The following is a 19,539-nucleotide window of genomic DNA, read 5'->3' on the forward strand; positions in this document are numbered from 1 at the left end:
TACATTTCTAGCCAGAGGCTGGAAACGAGGTTTTAAAGGAGTTTTAGCTTAACTTGACACGCATAGGCACTGCCGTGCCCCTAGTTTGGTAGTATTATCAAAATGCATTATACGCAAAGCGTTATCTTATGCCTAGTGTTGAACTCGACGAAAACCGAGAGCATCGGATTAAAACAGAGATCATTGTAGATGCTGAAGACAAAGAAGACCGGGCTATGGGTTGGTACTATTACCTCGAAGAGACTCTGAATTTTCCCTTTGTGGCTAAATGGACTAAGAAGGGACGCAAATCAGGTTCTGCCGAGGAGAAACAAGTCGAAGTGCTAGGAATGGCCCCAGATGATGAGTGCTTAAAAGATATGTTTGTAGAAGTGGCTTACATTAATGGTAAGGATGAAGATGTATATTCTGCAAAATTATCTGAAATAGCAGCCATTGAAACTGACAGTGAAACTCAAGAAGCGATCGCAGACTGGCTCTATTGGATTGCTAGAGGCTATAAGTTTTAAATTCTAGGATAAATACCGAATGACGCGGCAGGGATTGCCAGCAGCGACAACATTTTTAGGTATATCTTTGACAACTACACTGCCAGCACCAATGGTTGTGTTATCACCAATAGTTACACCTGGACAAATAATTGCACTGCCACCAATCCAGACATTGTTAATTGGGGCAGCTAATTCTTTACCAGTAAGACGAATTTCCGGCTCTGTAGGGTGATAAGCAGTATAAATTTGTACATAAGGAGCGCATAAGACATTTTCACCAATATGAACTGTATTACAGTCTAAAATTACACAGCCATAGTTTATATACAATCTGTCGCCAGCGAAAATATTACTGCCATAGTCACAGTGAAAAGGTGGCACAATTGATGCTTTGTGACCGATCTTTCCAAATAATTCTTGTAAAATTTGCTGCCGTTGTTGCTGTTCTTCTGTTGTAGAATTGTAACTTCGCAACAGACGATTAGCTCGCTTATTTTCGGCAGCCAATTCTGGATCTTCCGCCAGATATAATTCGCCTGCGAGCATTTTCTGTTTTTCGGTTTTTTCCATGAGAGACTTATGGGGCTTCTCGGTTGTATAGGATACACATTAGTAGCGGCTAGAATAGCATATTCTATCCATATAGACCTAACAAGAACAGCCCCAACCCTTGTAGCGTTGGGGAGTAAGATTCAAAGCCTCTGACGCCACATGCAAGGCTCGTCGGCAGAGTTGACGGCAGTTGCAAAGCTTGTCGGGAAACCGCAAGGGCGCACTGTCTCCCCAACGCAGTGGCTCCTCATTTTAGGAGAGAGGTGAAAGTATATTGCACACAAACGAAAACCGCTATGAATCAAAATTTCAGATAGTTGTCAAGACAATCAGAGTAATTTGATGGAAGTGGCAACAGAAAGGACTAATTAACTAAATATGGCATAAGTAGCTTTTCCCTGCCGTTTAGCTCGGTACATAGCAATATCAGCATCTCGCAGCAGAGTTGCAGGTTCCTCATAATTACTAAAATTCCAAGTAATACCAATGCTAGCTGTAGTAGATAATTGATGTCCATTGAGGTTAAGTGGCAATCGTAAGGAGTCTTGAATACGTTTGGCAACATTGGTGGCTTCGGTAACGTCTTTAATATCCTCCAAAAGAACAGTAAACTCGTCACCACCAAATCGTGCTATAGTATCGCCACTGCGTAAGCACGACTCTAAACGTCTAGCGATCGCTACTAAAAAATCATCCCCTATTTCATGCCCAAAGTGATCGTTAATCTCCTTAAAGCCATCTAAATCCAAAAATAAAACTGCAAAATAAAAATCGCTTCTGCGTTTGCTACGTTCAATGGTTTGTCTGAGCCGATCTAAAAATAAAACACGATTCGGTAATGCTGTTAATCCATCATAAAATGCATTACGGATCAGTTTCGCTTCTGTCTGCTTGCGTTTGGTGATGTCTTGAAAAAGTAAAACCGCACCAGTAATATTGCCATTTTGATCGCGGATGGGTGCAATATTATCCCCAATCGCTATTTCTTTGCCATCTTTGGTAATCAGTGTACAGTTTTCTGGGAAATTTAAAATTTCACCTGCTTCGATTACATGTATGGCTAAATTTTCATTTTTTTCTCCTAAATCTTTGTCAACTAAGTTAACGACTTCTACTAAATCTTTACCGAACGCTTCACTTTGCTTCCAACCAGTGATTATTTCTGCTATGGGATTCATCATTTGAATACTACCATTTGCATCTGTCACAATTACTGCACTGCCTATACTGTTAATAATTGCCGCCAGTCTCTCTTTTTCTTGGTATAATATCTTTTTGCTCTGATGTTTGTATAAAGCCATTTCAATCGCCAAATGTAAATCATTTTCAATAAATGGTTTGACTATGTAGCTAAAAGACTCACTTAGCTGATTTTTATGTAATGTTTTATATTCTGAATGCTCACTTAAATATACTATAAGTATATTTAAGTGATATTGGTAATATCCGCTACCTGCATAGCGCCAATTTCCCCAGCTAGGCAGATATCAATTAATACTAAATGTGGATTAGTTTCTGCTACCTTTTTTATTGCCTCTTCACCAGACTAAGTTATTTCTGAAACAGAATAACCTAGTTTTTGTAAACTTTTTCTAATATTTGAGGCGAGAATTTTTTCATCCTCAACAACTAGGATTTTACGGGCGAACATGTTACAACAACTTGTTTGCTAAGGTTCAGATTTTTATTGTGTCTGTCAACTCGATCTAAAAGTCATTATCTTATCATAAACAATCTCTAACTCCCTGTGTTTTTACTTTATATAAATACTGACTAATGGATCAAATAGCATGTTATTAAGCTCCGATAATTTCTTTGCTTGGCAAAGCTAATTTTGATTGAACCATGCAGTTAATATTATGTTATTGACATTACACATCAATTACCATGTAATCACCAGCAATCAAAAACTGATTCTCAAAAATATGCAATAATTTTTCTGAAAAAAGTATAAAGAGTAACTATAGTATTTATCTAAAAATTAATCAAGAATAGAATTTCATCAAATTACAGCATAGAAGTTGAAAAAAATCATCTAGTGTGTTGTGTCTAATAAAATAATATTCATTGACTAAATGACTACTAAAAATTAATCATTATTTGAAATTAAAGTGTTTGATACTGCTTTGTCTACAAATAGTTTTTGTCTTAACCGGAGTCCAAATTCCTGTCTGAAACTGTCTTAAATTTTGAATGGTGAGTGAAATGGTATTACTTAAAACTATTGATCGCTTCTGGTTAATACTTAATCACAAATCCTGTGATCTGAAAATATGCAAGTGAAATGCTCATCAGCAGATCACGTGATTTTTTTAGCTTTTTGAGAACTAGCGGGTGCTGGGGGCAATAGCAGAAAAGATTCTGTTTGTCAGATACTTCCACGCTCCACGTAAACCCCCTGTCTTTGCTAGTTTATAGATATTGATAAAAAACACGCTTTGTGATTTAGAGGTTGGACTTACTTTTAGTCAGTTCAATGCTAATTTTGCCACTAAAGTCTGGAATAGGTGCGGCAGGTTTGCTCAGAGTGACTTGGACTTGTGTCACACGATCGCATTCTTGGAGAATAGAATCTGCGATCGTTGCTACCAACTTCTCCACCAAAGCAAATTTAGACGTTTTGACTAGATGTTGTATCAAGGTAATGACGCTGCGATAATCTAAAGTATCTTCGATCGCGTCAGTCTTAGCTGCTGTGGAGATATCCAACCATAACTTTACATCCACCTCAAACCATTGTCCTAGCACCTGTTCTTCTGGCAGATACCCAGTGTAGCCATAGCAGCGAATTCCCGTTAAATGAATGCAGTCCATAAAAGTTTGAGAGCAAATTGTGCATTTTGTAGAAAGTGGAGCAAGTTTGCTTGGAGAGTTCCATCACCGCATTTGTAAGGGTTGGCTTGCAACCCAGCTTTTCACGGGATCTGGAAAACCTCTCTCCAAACCTCTCTCCTTTTAGGTGAGAGGCTTTGAATTCTCCCCCAACCCTACAAGGGTTGGGGGCTGGGGGTTAGGTTTCGCGTTGACTTTTCTAGATGACCTGAATTATCAGGCTTGCAACCCACCTTTAGGTCAAGCTGCTTTTGAAGTTCCGAGGTTCGGCTTCCCTGCTTCGGTCTTCTCTTTGCTCAACTTTCCCAGATGGATTTTAAATTGAATTTCCCTAGACAAAATCTAAAAATGTTTGATTTAATGCCGATCGCCTTTAGGAATGTTAATCAACTTTGGGCTTATATTTTAACAGAGACGCTAAAGCGGTTGGGATTGACTTGTGCGATCATTTGTCCTGGATCACGCTCTACACCCTTAGCAGTCGCCTTTGCTCAACAAATACCTGAGATTGAAGCGATTTCCATTCTCGATGAACGTTCCGCCGCCTTTTTTGCTTTGGGACAAGCTCAAGCAACCGGACGCCCTGTGGTACTAGTTTGCACTTCTGGTACAGCAGGAGCAAATTTTTATTCAGCAGTAATTGAAGCCTCATATAGTCGCGTACCACTGTTGGTGTTAACTACCGATAGACCGCCAGAATTGCGAGATTGTCACTCTGGGCAAACTATAGATCAATTGAGATTATATGGAAACTACCCAAATTGGCAAACGGAGTTAGCTTTACCCTCCACCGACATGGGAATGCTAGCTTACCTGCGACAAATGGTAATTCATAGCTGGGAAAGAATGCAAACTCCTACAAAGGGGCCAGTACATTTGAATATTCCCTTTCGCGATCCCTTAGCGCCTCTTCCTGATGGAACTGACTTGAATTATTTGCAATCACAGTTCCACCCAGAAGAGTTCTTCGCAGGAATAGCAAACACCACCACATTCCCTACTCCCCACTCCCTACTCCCCATTCCCCAAGAATGGAAGGAATGCGATCGCGGCATTATTATCGCAGGTGTTGCCCAACCACAGCAACCACAGGAATATGCAAAAGCGATCGCGCAACTTTCCCAAACTCTCAAATGGCCCGTGCTAGCAGAGGGACTCTCCCCAGTGAGAAATTATGCCGAACTCAACCCTTATTTGATTTCCACCTATGACCTAATTTTGCGAAATCAGCAACTAGCAAAGCAGTTAGCCCCCGAAATGGTGATTCAGGTAGGAGAAATGCCTACTAGTAAAGAACTGCGTAACTGGATAGATGCAACCCAACCGCGACGCTGGGTAATTGACAAGAGCGACCAAAACCTCGACCCTTTGCACGGGAGGACGACACATTTACGGATATCTGTAGAAGATATAAAGGCAGAGGAAAGAAATTTATCTTTCTCCCCAGACTATGGAAAGAAATGGTGTGATGCGGAAACGAAGGTCAGGTTAGTTGTTGACCAGACGATGGGGAAAATAGATGAAGTAATTGAGAGTAAAGCAGCTTGGTTAATTTCTCAGATTTTACCGCCAGGAACGCCTCTGTTTATTGCCAATAGTATGCCTGTGCGGGATGTGGAATATTTCTGGAAACCAAATAATTTAGGAGTGCGATCGCACTTTAACCGGGGTGCAAATGGCATCGATGGCACATTATCCACAGCTTTAGGAATTGCCCATCGCCAGCAAAGTAGTGTGATGTTAACGGGAGATTTAGCTCTGTTGCATGACACTAATGGTTTTTTAATTAGAAATAAGTTTGTGGGACATCTGACGATTGTGTTAATCAACAACAATGGCGGTGGAATTTTTGAAATGTTACCCATTGCCAAATTTGACCCACCATTTGAAGAGTTTTTTGGCACTCCCCAGGATATTGATTTCACTCAGTTGTGCGCTACTTATAATGTGCAGCATGAATTGATTACTTCTTGGGAGCAGTTACAGCAAAGATTAAACCCGCTTCCAACTATGGGGATACGGGTTTTAGAGTTGCAGACAAATCGGAAATTAGATGCTAAGTGGCGACAGGATAATTTACAGAAGTTTGCCGCAGATATTGCAATTTAAATATGGATGAGATTGTGTTCTGGGATAGTAGCTCTGAAGACTCAAGGTATCCCCTTGGTGATGGGAATAGTTTTTCTGAATGGAAGAGAATCAATCGCTGGCTTACCTTCAGTAAGCGAGCAAGAAGAAAGTTCAGCTTGTCGATACAACACCTTCTAGGTGATTTAGTTCGGTAATTACAACTTACAATTGTTACTTAATATTTGCGTATATTGCCTTAGTTGTGATATATTAAATTCATTAGAGAATAAACTTCCTACATTAAGGATGTTTTTAGCCAATAAAAGGAGAAAACACATGGCCTCAACGGCAAAACAAAATAAAAATACTAATTGTGATAATGACACAAGAAAATTCAATCCAGAGGAACGTATCCTCTTTGCCTTCTGCTCAAACCTTTCTATTTGGCGGCCTACCCCAACGGGAAGACTTACTTTTGCTGTTGCTGGAAGATCCAGAACAACTGGAAAAATACATACAGCAAGAAATTAAATTTGTAAAGTACAGGAAAGATCATCCTGCTAGGACTTTGGTTAGTACATGGATAGTGGAACCAATATCTAGACTCTTGCCTGAAAAGATAAAGAAAGAATTATTAGAGCGATTATATAAAGAAAATTTAGATGCGCTGATACTTGATCAGCCAATTTGGATGACAAATGTAGTTAATTTAGGGCAACTTACCTGCTGTGTTGCTTCCATTTTAAAGATACAGGCAAAAGACCTGATCTCAGCCATTACTCCAATAAATTTATCAAAATAGTAATTTAGATATTTTGACTCAGAGCAGAAGATTACTTCTGCTCTGTTTTCTTATCTCCACTGAGAACAAGTAGATAGCGGTCACTGGCATAACCTTACACTATAGATCACTTTTTTGCGTTCTTCTTTGCGCCTTTGCGTGAGATTTACCCGCTTGGTTGACCTTGTAACCATCCTTCCAAGTCAGTGATCGCAATCTCAATTCCAACAACGCCAAAGCTAACGCTTCCACGTTCCTCAGCAATTTCGCCAAATAGTCGGAGGAGGAGCGATCGCGCTTCTTCCACCGCTTCTGATGTACCCGCGTGTCTGCAACTGCTTCTTCACTACGAGAAACTTTATTTGTAGCCATAATTATTTTAGGGAGTGCGTAGGCGTAGCCCACCGCAGGTATCGCCCTTCTCTTCTGCGTCTTTGGGTGAAACTTATCCCCTTAATTCACCTTGTAACCACCTTTCCAAATCAGCAAGAGTAGAGAAATCCAACAAAGCATCACCTAAAGCTTCCAACTGTTCCACCGATAACTCTTGAATCTGGGACAGAAACGCATCAGGAATATTACCCACGCGCCGGTTTAATAGTCGTAAAACGACCTTTCTTTCTCCTTCGACCTTTCCTTCCTCTCGTCCTTCTTCCTTCGCTTCCAGAATAGCCCGTGGTTCTTCCAAATTCAGTCCCAACATTGCTCTAATCTCCTCTCGACTTAGGGTAGAAAACTTGTAGACGATAATCGTCGTCACTAAATCTATTATCGCTTGCTCCGATTGTTGCCGTGCTTGCTCCAGCAAAAACCGCGCCCCTTCCACTGCTTCCGTTTCAGAAGTAACATTTGTCAGCAACATCAAACCCAATCCCAAAGGTTGTTGTCGCAAATCCCCCAACTCATCCAGATAAACCCGCCTAACTTGACCACTTTCTAACAAAGCGCGGTGAATCGAAGAGGAAGAGGGTTCCAGGCTGCGAGAACCAAAAATTATGACTCCAAACCAGTCATCGTAACGGATAGAGTGACGGTAGAGAAACAAAAACAATTCGCTAAAGAAGCGGTGATATAAGTCTTCGTCCTTCTGAAACTGCACTTCTGCAAAAAAGACGGTTTTGGAAACTGCATTCGCCGGAGGTAAAAATACTCCATCAATCCGAAACGCTGTTTCTTTCACTTCAACTGATTCAAACTGGTAGTTTTCCGCTTCTGGGGGTGGTTCATCTACTAATTCAAATAGCAATCCTGGAAATTGCTTAAATAATTTGTAGAAGATGGTGTCACGCCGCATTTTTATTCCTCAACACCCAGACAATTACCAGATTGTAAACGGTTGAGACACCAATTTTAGCCTAGGCGTAGCCCACCGTAGGTATCGCTTGTCCCTAAGACCGCGATAAAATTCTTGAAGCAACAGCGCACTCCATACCAATGCAAATTAACTGGGAAACTGCCAAAACCTACGAAGATATTCTGTATCAAAAAAACGATGGCATCGCTAAAATCACCATCAACCGCCCCCACAAACGCAATGCCTTTCGTCCTAAAACTGTCTTTGAACTGTACGACGCTTTCTCTGATGCTCGTGAAGATACTACTATAGGTGTTGTCCTATTTACAGGTTACGGTCCACATACTGATGGCAAATATGCCTTCTGTTCTGGTGGCGATCAAAGTGTGCGGGGACATGCAGGTTATGTGGACGATACTGGCATCCCCCGCTTGAATGTGCTGGACTTACAACGCCTGATTCGTTCCATGCCGAAAGTGGTGATTGCTTTAGTAGCTGGATATGCGATCGGTGGTGGACATGTCCTACACTTGATTTGCGACCTTACCATCGCTGCCGATAACGCCATTTTTGGACAGACTGGCCCCAAAGTCGGCAGTTTCGACGGTGGTTTTGGAGCCAGCTATCTCGCCCGCATCGTAGGGCAAAAAAAGGCCCGAGAAATTTGGTTTCTCTGCCGACAATATGATGCCCAACAAGCTCTAGAAATGGGCTTAATTAATTGCGTCGTCCCAGTGGAACAACTAGAAGCGGATGGTATTCAATGGGCGCAAGAGATTTTAGAAAAAAGTCCGATCGCAATTCGGTGTCTCAAAGCCGCGTTCAACGCTGATTGTGACGGACAAGCTGGTTTACAAGAACTCGCTGGCAATGCTACCCTACTCTATTACATGACGGAAGAAGGATCTGAGGGCAAACAAGCCTTTCTCGAAAAGCGTCCACCAGATTTCCGCTCTTTTCCTTGGTTACCTTAAAATTGCAAAAATCGCACCCTTTACTGAGGTGCGATTTTTGTATATATCAACTTTTACTACACTAAAAATCTTAAAAACAAATCTTATTTTAAGCAAACGACAAACTCAGTTCAGTAATAATGAATGACTAAATAACCACTGCTTTAGTCTTTATTTGTTCAGATATAGAGGCAGTTATTTCCTCTACAGGCACAAGAGCAGCATTGTCTAAATCTGAGGCTAGAGATTGAGAAGATGTTAAAACTGGGGCTGCATCTGGCAAAATCCAGGCATCTTCTAAGGTTTCCCAAGAAGGTGCAAAAGGTGGAAGCGCCAAAGAGCAAGCCTTCCAAGTCGCTTGAACTGGTGCTCCCAACTGCTGGCAGGTTCCGCCACGGCGACCCTCTGGCTGGTAATGACGGCAATATTTACAGGCAGAGGCTAAAAATTTAATGGGTTTCATTTGGATTCATCTTTAGTGCCGTTTCCGGCTGAATTTCATTCTTATATTTTGCATCTATATATAAATACGGATAAGAGCCAAAAAGTCATTATTTCATCTAGGTTTCAGCGATCCCGAGCAAAAAATAAACTTCAGGATATTTTTATAATCTTGTTATATTTTTAAATAATCCTTAGAGTGGTTACCTATAGATTTTGGCTAAAAATTATTAGGGATCAAGACTAAAACTAAAGCTTTGGATTTATGCAGCCTTTTAACTTCCTCCTTAAGGATGGGTTAAGGCAGATAATTTCAGATAAATAGTCTGCTTGATATACCACATTCGGCAGATTTTAGCAGTAAAATATGTTTCTGCTCAAGAATCAGAACTATTTTATGGGGTAGCAGCAAGTTACTTACGGATAAATTCTGCTCAACGAATAATCGCTAAACTATTTTGCTTTTAATTCAGGTCAGGACTGACTCCCTTTAAAACTGTTTAGCAGCACAGACAGAACAGACTGTCCAGCGCTGGAGTTCGCCGGGTGGGGTGGGAGATTGACACTGGGGACAAAGGGGTAAGCCATGCGATTGCGATCGCATGATCTTAGCCCAATGTCCAAAAGCAGCATTTACATCCTTGGTGGGTGCAACATCAGGGCGGCTAATCTGATCACCAAGGTAACTGGGATGCTCATCAGGCGAAACCGTTTGTTGTTGTTTTCTCTCCACAGATGGATTCTGCCAGCCAGCAGTAGAGAAGCGAATATCAACCAAAGGCGTTGGCAACTTTTGATTCAACTTCAAAAGCAGAGACGAGCGACCAAAAGTCAGGTTTTGCGCCCAAGCAGCACTAAAAGTTGCTACCCACAAAACATCGCGCTGAATCGACAACGGTCGAGTATGTGCGGCAACTACTGGACCTACAACTTCTGGCCAAAACTTTAGCAGGCGTTGAAATGGTTGCTCTTGCCATTTAGCCTGCTTTTCCAGAACGCCTAAAATATCATTAATTGATTTCAACGACATCGTTAAAAGTGCTGTTAGCGATAGCGGGGCGTTTAGGCCGTGCTGTTAGCGGATAGCTATGGTTTAGTCCGTGAGGAGTAAGGAGTGAGGAGTTCTCCCCCTGCTCCATACCCTATTTCCAAAATATACTCCCATGAACTTATCGTTCACAACAAAGCCTGAAAATCTCTCTTTTATAGTTCATAATGCCCAATGCCGAATGCCCAATCTATCTATTTAGATAATTTCCGCTACTATTGTCACAAATATATCTAAAGTTAATTCCAGCAGCCTACGTTTGAGGCACAGAGGCAATGATTCAAAACCCCCTGAACGATTCCGGTACTCAATCGTCTAAAACACCTGGGTTGAAACCAGCACTAGCAGCAGCACTAGCGAGTTTAGAGGTGCCGCTAGATCAAGAGTTAGCTCGATATCGACGCACGCGAACTGGTTTGGTGTCATCGAACCAGTCCCGTGTTGCAAGTTACATGAGCAGTCAATCCCAGCCGTTGACTGCTATTCCTACAATATCCGGCACAACTCAGTCATCAGTAATGGAAATTAAAACTAACGTGCCGCCTGCATCTGTACCCGTGAATCATCAGGGAACCCCAGCGCCAGCTACAGCAAAAATTGACGTACCACCAGCATCTTCTGTAGCTGTGAATCCTGAGATCAACCCAGCGCCAGCTACGGCAAAGACTGAGAAACTAAATAATCTTAATGTGACCTCCACCTCCGATTCTGCTAAAACACAAACTCAACTTCCACCACCCCCGCCCAACTTTAGTAGCAGCATCGTGCCAGCAGTCGTTAAAGATACTAAGAGCAAAAATCTCTTGCAGCCAGATCATACCCCTAAGCACCCAGATGACTATTTAGAATCTAGTGAAGCACTGCTGCGAAGTCTGACAGAAGAACAACTACAAACCAAAAAGCCAAGCAATTCTAGCGACAGTCTGCTATCACCTTTGGGTATCGGCTCGATGTTACTGCTATTGGTAGCGAGTCTTACCTTGGGTTATGTAGTGTTCAATCCCAAAAGCTTCTCACAATGGAATTTAGGCAAGTTGTTTAACGGCAACTCGTCTCCCGTAGCAGAAAATACTGAGGAAGTTGGAAGTAATGTCCAACCTCAGATCCAGCCACCAAGTAGTTCTATACCCAAGTATCCCAATCTAGCTGCTGAGGAGTTTCCTGAGGTGAGAGACCCCAATGATGTAGTTGGCTTAAAACCCAAAGTCCAACCAACCCTCGCAGTCGTTCCCCAAAATCCCGTAAATCCTCAAGCGGCATTGCCTGCCCCCAACACAGTTCTAAAACCGACAAATCCGATCGCCTTAGCACCAGTACCGACGCTACAGCCCTTGCCTCCCCTGAATTTGCCTCCCACTTCAACCGCAAAAACCTCGCCCAAGCCAATTGCAACCTCACCAAAGCCGAATGCAGAAATCAAACCAGGAACAGATGGGTTCTATCATGTAGTGATAGATAATAAAGGCGCGGCTTTTGCCTCAGCCCGGCAAGTAATTCCTGATGCTTATTTATCATCCAACAAAGAATTGATTTATCTCGGTGCTTTTAAGACTAAAGAGCAAGTAAAACAACAGATGCAACTGTTACAGGCCAGAGGAATCAAGGCACGGGTTCAGGAGCCATGAGTTGCAAAAATCTACGATACCATGAGATAACAGTCCTGAATTATGAGTGCTGAGTTCTGCGTAAACAGGATACGTAGAAAAGTCTGAGCTAAGGCTTCCTTAGATCAGAACTTCTCCTAAGGGAGACGCTTCGCGAACGGAGGACACGAGGAGATTTTAATTATCCGCGTTGCCGCATCTACCACTTTTGGCGTCCTTTTGGTAAAGTCAGGAGTTTGAATACTCAGCACTAAGTTAGTTGGGATGTGGCATCCACATATGCGGTGATGAGTAATTATCAAAACTCATTACTCAGCACTGAATTTCGTGAATGGAGAGCCGACATGGAATTAATCAAGCGTATCCTGCGGGTGATTCGCGCTAATCTCAATAGTTTGATCGGCAGTGCAGAAGATCCAGAAAAAATTCTGGAGCAAACTGTCCTGGAGATGCAGGAAAATCTGGTACGGTTGCGGCAGGGTGTAGCACAAGCGATCGCTACCCAGAAACGCACCGAACGACAGGCAGCCGCTGCCAACTCTCAAACAGAAGAATGGTATCGCCGCGCCCAATTGGCGCTGCAACAAGGCAACGAACCTCTAGCACGCGAAGCTTTGACTAAGCGCCAAGCCTATAAAGAAACCACTACAGCCCTCTTTTCCCAGATAGAGCAGCAAAACGATATAGTAGCTAGGCTAAAAAAGGATATGCGATCGCTAGAGTTAAAAATTGCCGAAGCGAAAACAAAAAAAGATATGTATATTGCTCGCGCCCGTTCTGCCGAAGCGTCTTATCGCCTCCAGGAAATGCTCGGCACAGTTTCTGCCACCAGCAGTCTGAGTGCCTTTGAGCGGATGGAAGAAAAAGTTTTGCAGATAGAAGCTAAATCAGAAGCAATAGCTCAACTCAGTAGCGACGATTTGGAAACACAATTTACTTCTTTGGAATCTACTAATGATGTGGATGACGAATTAGCAGCGATGAAGGTGCAGGTTTTAAACCAGGCAGAAAACATACAGCACAACAGTCTCCTCACCCAGGAGAACCCGAAGACAGCAGAGCCTCTCCAACAGCAGTTACCCAAAACTCAAGACTCTTGAAGTTCGGCTAATTACCCCAGTTTGGAGATATCTTAACAATTAAGAGTTGTTAGAGGGTACTGATTCAAACCGGAAAGATTACATTGAAATAGGTAACGATTAAAAAGTAAAAAAGCTAACTGTCCAACAAAAAGCGTAAACCACACAAGGAAAAACAAAGTTATGGGATTATTCGATCGCATTAAGCGAGTAGTTAGTTCTAACCTCAATGATCTGGTTAACAAAGCCGAAGACCCCGAAAAAATGCTAGAACAAGCCATCCTGGAAATGCAGGAAGACTTGGTTCAGCTGCGTCAGGGAGTAGCCCAGACAATCGCCGCCCAAAAACGCAGTGAGAAACAGTATAATGATGCCCAAAATGAAATCAATAAGTGGCAACGCAATGCCCAACTGGCGCTGCAAAAAGGTGATGAGAACTTAGCACGACAAGCTCTAGAGCGCAAGAAGACTTATACTGACACCAGCGCAGCCCTCAAATCTAGTTTAGATACCCAAAGCACTCAAGTTGAAACCCTCAAGCGCAACTTAATCCAGTTGGAAAGCAAAATTTCTGAGGCTAAAACCAAGAAAGAAATGCTCAGAGCTAGAATCACTACTGCCAAAGCCCAAGAGCAACTCCAAGGCATGGTGCGTGGGATGAATACCAGCAGTGCAATGTCTGCCTTCGAGCGGATGGAAGAAAAAGTCTTGATGCAAGAAGCCCGGGCCCAGGCACAAGGAGAGTTAGCAGGTGCAGATTTAGAAACCCAATTTGCCCAGTTGGAAGGTGGTAGCGATGTTGATGATGAATTGGCAGCTTTAAAAGCACAAATGTTACCACCCGCTACTCCCCAAAATCAACCCCAATTGCCGCCGCAACAACAAACCACTGCTCCTAAGTCTAATGAGGTGGTTGATGCTGAGTTGGATTCTTTACGCAAGCAATTGGATCAACTGTAATAATTGGCAGAAAACTTATTTAAGCCAGTCCCACGCCTGTTGGCTGTGGGATTTTACGTCATTAGTCAATAGTTAAGAGTCCTAATAACTATGAATTATTGATTATGGACTATTGACGACTTTGGGATAAAGTATTGTGTGTGCCAACTTTGATCGCCACGTGATGGAGACTGCAATGAGTAAGGCTGTAATCACCATAACTGATGCTGAGTTTGAAACCGAAGTGTTAAAAGCCGAGCAGCCTGTATTAGTTTACTTTTGGGCTTCCTGGTGTGGGCCTTGTCAATTGATGTCGCCCCTGATTAACTCAGTTGCTACCAAATATAGCGATCGCCTCAAAGTCGTTAAAATGGAAATTGACCCCAACCCACTCACTGTTAAACAGTACCAAGTGGAAGGTGTACCCGCCCTCAGACTATTTCAAGGCAAGGAAGTTTTGATATCCACTGAGGGAGTTATCGGCAAAGATAAATTACTCGAACTCTTAGATACACACTTAAATAATAATTAGTCAATAGTTCATAGTCCATAGCAAATGACTAATGACCCTCACGGGTGACGTTCGTGCCTCTCTACGAGACGCGCAAGGGACGCTACCGCTGCGCTAACGCCAGTCACTCATGGGGAGCGATTCTGTTGCCGGGTTCCAAGAGTTGTACTCCTACGGAGAAGCAAGCTACACGCAGCATCTCCGACAGGAAAAGGAAGTGGCGTGGAAATCTCCTGTAAGAGCGCTGGCTCACTAATGACTAATGACTAATGACTAATGACTAATGACTAATGACTAACATGCAATTTGCAAAGCGTTTACAACCCCTGCAATCGAATGTATTTGCTGATATGGACAGGGCCAAGGCAGTCGCTTTGGCAGCTGGACAACAAGTAATTGATTTGTCCTTGGGGTCTTCGGATTTACCAGCTGAGACACATGTCATTGAGGCGATCGCCCAGTCTCTCCACGATCGCAGTACCCACGGCTATCTGTTGTTTAACGGGACCTTTGGGTTTCGCCAAGCCGCAGCCAACTGGTACGAACAAAAATTTGGCATCAAAGTTGATCCCCAAACTGAGGTACTACCTCTGATTGGTTCTCAAGAAGGCACAGCCCATTTACCCCTAGCATTGCTCAATCCAGGAGATTTTGCTCTGTTGGTCGATCCAGGTTACCCCTCTCATGCTGGGGGTGTCTACCTAGCCAGTGGTCAAATCTACCCGATGCCACTAAAGGCAGAAAACGGTTTTTTACCAGTGTTTGCTGAGATTCCTGCCCCAGTCTTGGCCCAGTCGCGGATGATGGTATTAAGTTATCCTCACAATCCCACAGCTGCGATCGCTCCAATATCATTCTTCCAAGAAGCTGTCGCCTTTTGTCAGCAACACAATCTCGCCCTGGTTCACGATTTTCCCTACGTAGATTTGGTATTTGAGGAAACTGGGAACTGGGCAGATTCTTCTCCCAATCCAAAATCCAAAATCGTTCGACTGAGCGTCCCTTGCGCGTCTCGTAGAGAAGCCGAAGTCCAAAATCCAAAATCCCTAGTCCCTTCAATTCTGCAAGCTGATCCAGATAAAAGCGTCTCGATTGAATTTTTTACCCTTTCAAAGTCCTACAATATGGGCGGCTTCCGGATTGGCTACGCCATCGGTAATGCCCAGTTAATTAACGCCTTACGCCAGGTAAAAGCCGCGGTTGATTTTAATCAGTATCGGGGGATTTTAAATGGTGCGATCGCTGCCCTAACTGGCCCTCAAGCTGGAGTAAAATCTGCTGTCGCTACTTTCGAGGGACGCCGTAATGCTTTCATCAGTGCTTTACACCGCATTGGCTGGAATGTTCCTACTCCCAAAGCCACAATGTACATCTGGGCAAAGTTGCCCTCAGCTTGGAGTCAAAACTCCATCGAATTTTGTACCCAGCTAGTCAAACAAACTGGTGTAGCCGCTTCCCCTGGTGCTGGCTTTGGCAAATCTGGAGAAGGGTATGTCCGCTTTGCCTTGGTGCATGAGCCACCTTTGTTAGAAACTGCTGTGGAAAGAATTGCCCAGTTCCTTCATTGAATTTCTTCTCAAGCTGAACGCCAAAGATTTTTGGCGGCAAAGCTCTACGAATGGAACATGCGCTAGGGGGTCACAAATGTGCATTGGTGTCAACTTAAGATCAAAGCCACTTAGAACAAGCTTTTAGATATTTAGGACTTATATCAAGTTCGGATAATTAGTTATGATTCCCACAGTCATTGCACCCCACCCCCAGCTCCTAAGAGCCTGCTCTTAGGGGAGACAAAGCGTAGCTTTGGTGGGGTGGGGTTCTTGAGGTTTTATTAAGTAATCAAGCGGACATGGTATTACGCATCAAGTAGGAAATGTAGGGGCAATACCCTGCCCATTGGTGTCAACTTAACCGTAAACCCCTTTAAAACCTCGTTTCCAGCCAGAGTCTGGAAATGCTCGTCATTGCGGCTCTGCTGCAAGTAAGAGGCGGAGCCTCTCATTAGGCATTAAGAGTCAGAGACTCTTGACGAGGCAATCTCTGAAGGACTTATTTAGACAGGCTTTCACTTTAAGTTGACACCCATGACAAATGTGCGTCCCTACGAATCCCCGTATTATACTGAACTTAAAAACATTTATTCGTTATTTTTAGAACTATGTAAATCAGAATAAATACTTATTTAAACCTATAAAAATATCGAAACATTCGTCATCTTTTTATTGATAATCAGCAGGAACTTTACCCAATCAGGTCTCCCCGTTTCTTAAACTGGGTTTGTATGCTCAGCTACCAAAGATGACTAACAATGCAGGTCGCGTCTTCAAGCAGCCGTATTGTCAAAAAGCTTGTAGTCAAGACAGCCCAGCCTAAAAACGGCAGTAGTTTAAAACTTAACTTCCAAACTAACAGAGACTTGAAAACAATGAAGATGACTTTTCAGAAACTTGTAATTGGTGCTTCAATGGCTATTAGTGTGAGCGCTCTTGCTACTGTACCAGCACAGGCTGGCACACTCACCGGCGCTACTATCGGTGGAACAGCAGCCAGTGATTATTTAGTTTATGATGTCGAAGGTAGCAGTACCAAGCTCGTGGACAAGCCCTCCGCAAATGATGTACAAAAAGTCCTAGATGGAGACGCCGCACATCCCACAGGAAACGTAGAGTTACGAGCTAGTAGTGAAGGAGCGGGTTTTGATTTCGCCAAAAACACCACCTTGACAGGGCAAATTGGGGGCAAAAGTATTATCTTGAGCAGTCTAACAGAAACAGATTGGTTTAGTACTGGGTCAATATTAAATAAAACCTATGGTGCACAGAACTTTGCAAATACTTGGTTTAACCAATTTTATGACGCAGCTGGTCTAACAAGTTCTGGTTTTATCTCTCGTAGTCAAGCCTATGCTTCGTTTTTCGGCATCAATGGCTTCCAACGCACCAGCGACCCTAATATCTCTTATGTTAATCAAAACGATATTACTGGCGAAATCAAAATTGGGTTAGCCGGTCACTTCAATTTAAAAGATTACTATAAGCCTCTGTTAGGAACCTCGGGTAATCTTCTCAAAGATGGATTCCAAGCCAGTGAAGTTGTTAAAGTTACCTACAATGACAAGACTGATTTCCTTTACAGCTTTTCTGCTACGGCAACTGAGCTAACCAACAGTTCGGGGGTAGGTGCTGATGGAAAGTCTCACAGTGGCAACTATGAAGTTAGCATAAAAGGTGTGCCTCCAGTAGCAGTGCCAGAACCATCAGTAATCCTGGGTCTGCTAGGTGTTGCTGGTGTGTTTGCTACCCAACGCACATTTAAAAAAGCATCTATTTAAGATTGTGGGTTCAAAACTACAAATAAGTCAGGGAGCTATTAGCTCCCTTTTTTGATGAATAATTTCTTCAGAATATAAGATAATTTAATCTTCTAGGTTATAATAATTATAAAAATATTTGCAAAAAATGAGTCGGTTGTAAAATTCTAGATATGTATGCCTCTACCAACGTGTTTGTAACATAGATTTCGTGAAATGGTATTACTTCCCCTCACATCCAGGTAAAAACTCTTTTAGAAAGGGCAATTACCATACTGTTAATTAGAGTATTACTTAAGTAGTTTTATTCCTAAAAATTGGAAAATTCACTTTTTAAAATTAGCCGTTAATTTTATACTATAACTTAGAAAAAGTTCGTAAAAAAAGCTTAGTTTTTGATTAAATTATATTTAATAATACGTGTGATTTAAGTATTGGAGTGCAGCTAAACTTAATTTATTCATATCTTTGACTAGATTACATAAGTCAAATTTATATTCGTTTAACCGTTTAAATGCACTACCGTCTCAGTTTATGGTAATAATTGTTGGCTTTTACTTAAGATAATCAGATAATAGGTAGCAATGACAGCACAATTACTCAATATAGATCAGGCATTGCGGTCACATAAGGTTAAACGAATTTTGCTAGTTGAAGACCATTATCTCAATAGGATATTACTGAGTGACTATCTAACTTACTGTGGGTACGATGTCCAAAGCTTATCAGAAGGCTCTACTTTTTTCTCAACTATAGATAAATTTCAGCCAGATTTAATGTTATTAGACTTGAAATTGCCAGATATTGACGGTTATTCGCTCTTAAAACAAGTCCAGCAAAAACCTGATTTGTCAAAAATACCTATTATTGTGGTTTCAGCTTTTGCTTTTAAAGCAGATCAAGAACTAGCTCTGAGTTTGGGCGCACGTCGCTATTTTGTAAAACCTTTAAAACTCAAGGAGCTGATCCTTACAATTGAAGAAGAGTTTACTTTTTGCCACAGATAAACTTTTCTGCTGGGCGTGCATTTATTCGGCTTTTTGGTTAGCGATGAACTCTTCCACGCACTCACTAAGATTTTGTACAGAACTGCCAATTATTGAGATTTTCTGTTGGACTTGTGCTAACAACAAAACTGCTGTTTGCAGCTCATTGAGAGTTTCAGCCATAGCCTCACGGTACTGGGCTTCAAAGTCTTGCAAATTCATAGTTTAGCTCTTGTCTAAAATCATTATAATAGCTATACTCACAATCATAATCATAAATTTAAGTTACTCAATCCGTTAATTCGCTTAATATTATAAATTCAATCAAAAAGCTGAAACATGGTTGATTAATCAATTATTTATCTGGCATTTATATAAGCAATATCTCCACAGACTATTTATTATTAAAAATCCCGATACAAACTTAGCAAAATCAAGTAATAAAATATTTTTATGCAAAATATAAAGTTTCAAATAATAAAGTATTATCGATTTACAAATCCTGATTATAGATTCAAAAAGCAAAGTTTTTATTCTGACAGTAGCAGTCGATGACTAAGGTCGCGGCTAGACAAACTCTCGTCTACTCCAAAGTTCTGATGCTTGCAGCAAGTTTTCTGGCAAGCGTCTAGTACCGCAAGGCGTAAG

The 19,539-nt window shown here is 42.0% G+C and carries 19 protein-coding genes and 1 pseudogene; 12 read left to right on the forward strand and 8 right to left on the reverse strand.

Going from position 1 to position 19,539, the window contains the following annotated elements; translation table 11 throughout:
• Nucleotides 1-128: 128 nt before the first annotated feature.
• The gene (locus V7K85_RS17705; RefSeq protein ID WP_334815019.1) at nucleotides 129-509 is read left to right on the forward strand and encodes a calcium-binding protein; all 381 of its coding nucleotides are present in this window, start codon (nucleotides 129-131) and stop codon (nucleotides 507-509) included.
• Between the two features lie 3 nt (nucleotides 510-512).
• Here the strand turns inward: V7K85_RS17705 and V7K85_RS17710 are convergent, their stop codons facing one another.
• The 3 genes and pseudogenes from V7K85_RS17710 to folB form a co-directional block, all read right to left on the reverse strand.
• Nucleotides 513-1,061: a sugar O-acetyltransferase gene (locus tag V7K85_RS17710; RefSeq protein WP_334815020.1), complete on the reverse strand. Its 549-nt coding sequence runs from the start codon at nucleotides 1,059-1,061 to the stop codon at nucleotides 513-515.
• Between the two features lie 350 nt (nucleotides 1,062-1,411).
• Nucleotides 1,412-2,694: pseudogene (locus tag V7K85_RS17715) on the reverse strand (diguanylate cyclase domain-containing protein).
• A 794-nt stretch (nucleotides 2,695-3,488) separates the two neighbouring features.
• A complete protein-coding gene (folB, locus tag V7K85_RS17720) occupies nucleotides 3,489-3,857 on the reverse strand; it encodes a dihydroneopterin aldolase (protein ID WP_334815022.1) in 369 nt (122 codons plus the stop codon).
• Nucleotides 3,858-4,223: 366 nt separating this feature from the next.
• Here folB and menD point away from each other — a divergent pair, with 366 nt between their 5' ends.
• Nucleotides 4,224-5,984, forward strand: a complete 1,761-nt coding sequence (gene menD / locus V7K85_RS17725) for a 2-succinyl-5-enolpyruvyl-6-hydroxy-3-cyclohexene-1-carboxylic-acid synthase (RefSeq protein WP_334815024.1) — start codon at nucleotides 4,224-4,226, stop codon at nucleotides 5,982-5,984.
• 340 nt (nucleotides 5,985-6,324) lie between these two features.
• A complete protein-coding gene (locus tag V7K85_RS17730; protein ID WP_334815026.1) occupies nucleotides 6,325-6,747 on the forward strand; it encodes a hypothetical protein in 423 nt (140 codons plus the stop codon).
• Between the two features lie 99 nt (nucleotides 6,748-6,846).
• Here V7K85_RS17730 and V7K85_RS17735 read toward each other — a convergent pair whose 3' ends face one another.
• Nucleotides 6,847-7,098, reverse strand: a complete 252-nt coding sequence (locus V7K85_RS17735; RefSeq protein WP_334815028.1) for a hypothetical protein — start codon at nucleotides 7,096-7,098, stop codon at nucleotides 6,847-6,849.
• Nucleotides 7,099-7,171: 73 nt separating this feature from the next.
• Nucleotides 7,172-8,020, reverse strand: coding sequence for an Rpn family recombination-promoting nuclease/putative transposase (locus V7K85_RS17740; protein WP_334815030.1), 849 nt, complete (start codon nucleotides 8,018-8,020; stop codon nucleotides 7,172-7,174).
• A gap of 140 nt (nucleotides 8,021-8,160) precedes the next feature.
• Here V7K85_RS17740 and menB point away from each other — a divergent pair, with 140 nt between their 5' ends.
• The gene (gene menB, locus V7K85_RS17745; RefSeq protein WP_334815032.1) at nucleotides 8,161-8,994 is read left to right on the forward strand and encodes a 1,4-dihydroxy-2-naphthoyl-CoA synthase; all 834 of its coding nucleotides are present in this window, start codon (nucleotides 8,161-8,163) and stop codon (nucleotides 8,992-8,994) included.
• Between the two features lie 127 nt (nucleotides 8,995-9,121).
• On the opposite strand, the gene V7K85_RS17750 is transcribed toward menB, so the two are convergent.
• Together V7K85_RS17750 and V7K85_RS17755 are read right to left on the reverse strand one after the other, a co-directional pair.
• On the reverse strand, nucleotides 9,122-9,436 hold the full coding sequence (locus V7K85_RS17750; RefSeq protein WP_334815033.1) for a hypothetical protein: 315 nt from the start codon (nucleotides 9,434-9,436) through the stop codon (nucleotides 9,122-9,124).
• Nucleotides 9,437-9,904: 468 nt separating this feature from the next.
• Nucleotides 9,905-10,444 (reverse strand): DUF721 domain-containing protein, encoded by a 540-nt coding sequence (locus V7K85_RS17755; protein ID WP_334815035.1) that lies wholly within the window; start codon nucleotides 10,442-10,444, stop codon nucleotides 9,905-9,907.
• 293 nt (nucleotides 10,445-10,737) lie between these two features.
• Here V7K85_RS17755 and V7K85_RS17760 point away from each other — a divergent pair, with 293 nt between their 5' ends.
• The 8 genes from V7K85_RS17760 (at nucleotide 10,738) to V7K85_RS17795 (ending at nucleotide 18,912) form a co-directional block, all read left to right on the forward strand.
• Nucleotides 10,738-12,087, forward strand: coding sequence for a hypothetical protein (locus tag V7K85_RS17760; RefSeq protein ID WP_334815037.1), 1,350 nt, complete (start codon nucleotides 10,738-10,740; stop codon nucleotides 12,085-12,087).
• Between the two features lie 323 nt (nucleotides 12,088-12,410).
• On the forward strand, nucleotides 12,411-13,166 hold the full coding sequence (locus V7K85_RS17765; protein ID WP_334815129.1) for a PspA/IM30 family protein: 756 nt from the start codon (nucleotides 12,411-12,413) through the stop codon (nucleotides 13,164-13,166).
• Between the two features lie 162 nt (nucleotides 13,167-13,328).
• The gene (locus V7K85_RS17770; RefSeq protein WP_334815039.1) at nucleotides 13,329-14,105 is read left to right on the forward strand and encodes a PspA/IM30 family protein; all 777 of its coding nucleotides are present in this window, start codon (nucleotides 13,329-13,331) and stop codon (nucleotides 14,103-14,105) included.
• 175 nt (nucleotides 14,106-14,280) lie between these two features.
• Nucleotides 14,281-14,616, forward strand: a complete 336-nt coding sequence (locus V7K85_RS17775) for a thioredoxin family protein (protein WP_334815041.1) — start codon at nucleotides 14,281-14,283, stop codon at nucleotides 14,614-14,616.
• A 109-nt stretch (nucleotides 14,617-14,725) separates the two neighbouring features.
• Nucleotides 14,726-14,851, forward strand: a complete 126-nt coding sequence (locus V7K85_RS17780; protein WP_334815043.1) for a hypothetical protein — start codon at nucleotides 14,726-14,728, stop codon at nucleotides 14,849-14,851.
• Nucleotides 14,852-14,894: 43 nt separating this feature from the next.
• On the forward strand, nucleotides 14,895-16,163 hold the full coding sequence (locus tag V7K85_RS17785) for an LL-diaminopimelate aminotransferase (RefSeq protein WP_334815131.1): 1,269 nt from the start codon (nucleotides 14,895-14,897) through the stop codon (nucleotides 16,161-16,163).
• Nucleotides 16,164-17,020: 857 nt separating this feature from the next.
• Nucleotides 17,021-17,926 (forward strand): NF038130 family PEP-CTERM protein, encoded by a 906-nt coding sequence (locus V7K85_RS17790; RefSeq protein ID WP_334815045.1) that lies wholly within the window; start codon nucleotides 17,021-17,023, stop codon nucleotides 17,924-17,926.
• Nucleotides 17,927-18,489: 563 nt separating this feature from the next.
• Nucleotides 18,490-18,912, forward strand: coding sequence for a response regulator (locus tag V7K85_RS17795; protein WP_334815047.1), 423 nt, complete (start codon nucleotides 18,490-18,492; stop codon nucleotides 18,910-18,912).
• 21 nt (nucleotides 18,913-18,933) lie between these two features.
• Here V7K85_RS17795 and V7K85_RS17800 read toward each other — a convergent pair whose 3' ends face one another.
• The gene (locus V7K85_RS17800) at nucleotides 18,934-19,113 is read right to left on the reverse strand and encodes a hypothetical protein (protein WP_334691110.1); all 180 of its coding nucleotides are present in this window, start codon (nucleotides 19,111-19,113) and stop codon (nucleotides 18,934-18,936) included.
• Nucleotides 19,114-19,539 lie beyond the last annotated feature (426 nt).

This window comes from Nostoc sp. (genome assembly GCF_036917615.1).
In the GTDB taxonomy this organism is placed as follows: Bacteria; Cyanobacteriota; Cyanobacteriia; order Cyanobacteriales; family Nostocaceae; genus Nostoc.

Coding starts and splice junctions, on each gene's coding strand:
- V7K85_RS17705 (WP_334815019.1), top strand. CDS start 129: ATGCCTAGTGTTGAACTCGACGAAAACCGAGAGCATCGGATTAAAACA.
- V7K85_RS17710 (WP_334815020.1), bottom strand. CDS start 1,061: ATGGAAAAAACCGAAAAACAGAAAATGCTCGCAGGCGAATTATATCTG.
- folB (WP_334815022.1), bottom strand. CDS start 3,857: ATGGACTGCATTCATTTAACGGGAATTCGCTGCTATGGCTACACTGGG.
- menD (WP_334815024.1), top strand. CDS start 4,224: ATGTTTGATTTAATGCCGATCGCCTTTAGGAATGTTAATCAACTTTGG.
- V7K85_RS17730 (WP_334815026.1), top strand. CDS start 6,325: ATGACACAAGAAAATTCAATCCAGAGGAACGTATCCTCTTTGCCTTCT.
- V7K85_RS17735 (WP_334815028.1), bottom strand. CDS start 7,098: ATGGCTACAAATAAAGTTTCTCGTAGTGAAGAAGCAGTTGCAGACACG.
- V7K85_RS17740 (WP_334815030.1), bottom strand. CDS start 8,020: ATGCGGCGTGACACCATCTTCTACAAATTATTTAAGCAATTTCCAGGA.
- menB (WP_334815032.1), top strand. CDS start 8,161: ATGCAAATTAACTGGGAAACTGCCAAAACCTACGAAGATATTCTGTAT.
- V7K85_RS17750 (WP_334815033.1), bottom strand. CDS start 9,436: ATGAAACCCATTAAATTTTTAGCCTCTGCCTGTAAATATTGCCGTCAT.
- V7K85_RS17755 (WP_334815035.1), bottom strand. CDS start 10,444: ATGTCGTTGAAATCAATTAATGATATTTTAGGCGTTCTGGAAAAGCAG.
- V7K85_RS17760 (WP_334815037.1), top strand. CDS start 10,738: ATGATTCAAAACCCCCTGAACGATTCCGGTACTCAATCGTCTAAAACA.
- V7K85_RS17765 (WP_334815129.1), top strand. CDS start 12,411: ATGGAATTAATCAAGCGTATCCTGCGGGTGATTCGCGCTAATCTCAAT.
- V7K85_RS17770 (WP_334815039.1), top strand. CDS start 13,329: ATGGGATTATTCGATCGCATTAAGCGAGTAGTTAGTTCTAACCTCAAT.
- V7K85_RS17775 (WP_334815041.1), top strand. CDS start 14,281: ATGAGTAAGGCTGTAATCACCATAACTGATGCTGAGTTTGAAACCGAA.
- V7K85_RS17780 (WP_334815043.1), top strand. CDS start 14,726: ATGGGGAGCGATTCTGTTGCCGGGTTCCAAGAGTTGTACTCCTACGGA.
- V7K85_RS17785 (WP_334815131.1), top strand. CDS start 14,895: ATGCAATTTGCAAAGCGTTTACAACCCCTGCAATCGAATGTATTTGCT.
- V7K85_RS17790 (WP_334815045.1), top strand. CDS start 17,021: ATGAAGATGACTTTTCAGAAACTTGTAATTGGTGCTTCAATGGCTATT.
- V7K85_RS17795 (WP_334815047.1), top strand. CDS start 18,490: ATGACAGCACAATTACTCAATATAGATCAGGCATTGCGGTCACATAAG.
- V7K85_RS17800 (WP_334691110.1), bottom strand. CDS start 19,113: ATGAATTTGCAAGACTTTGAAGCCCAGTACCGTGAGGCTATGGCTGAA.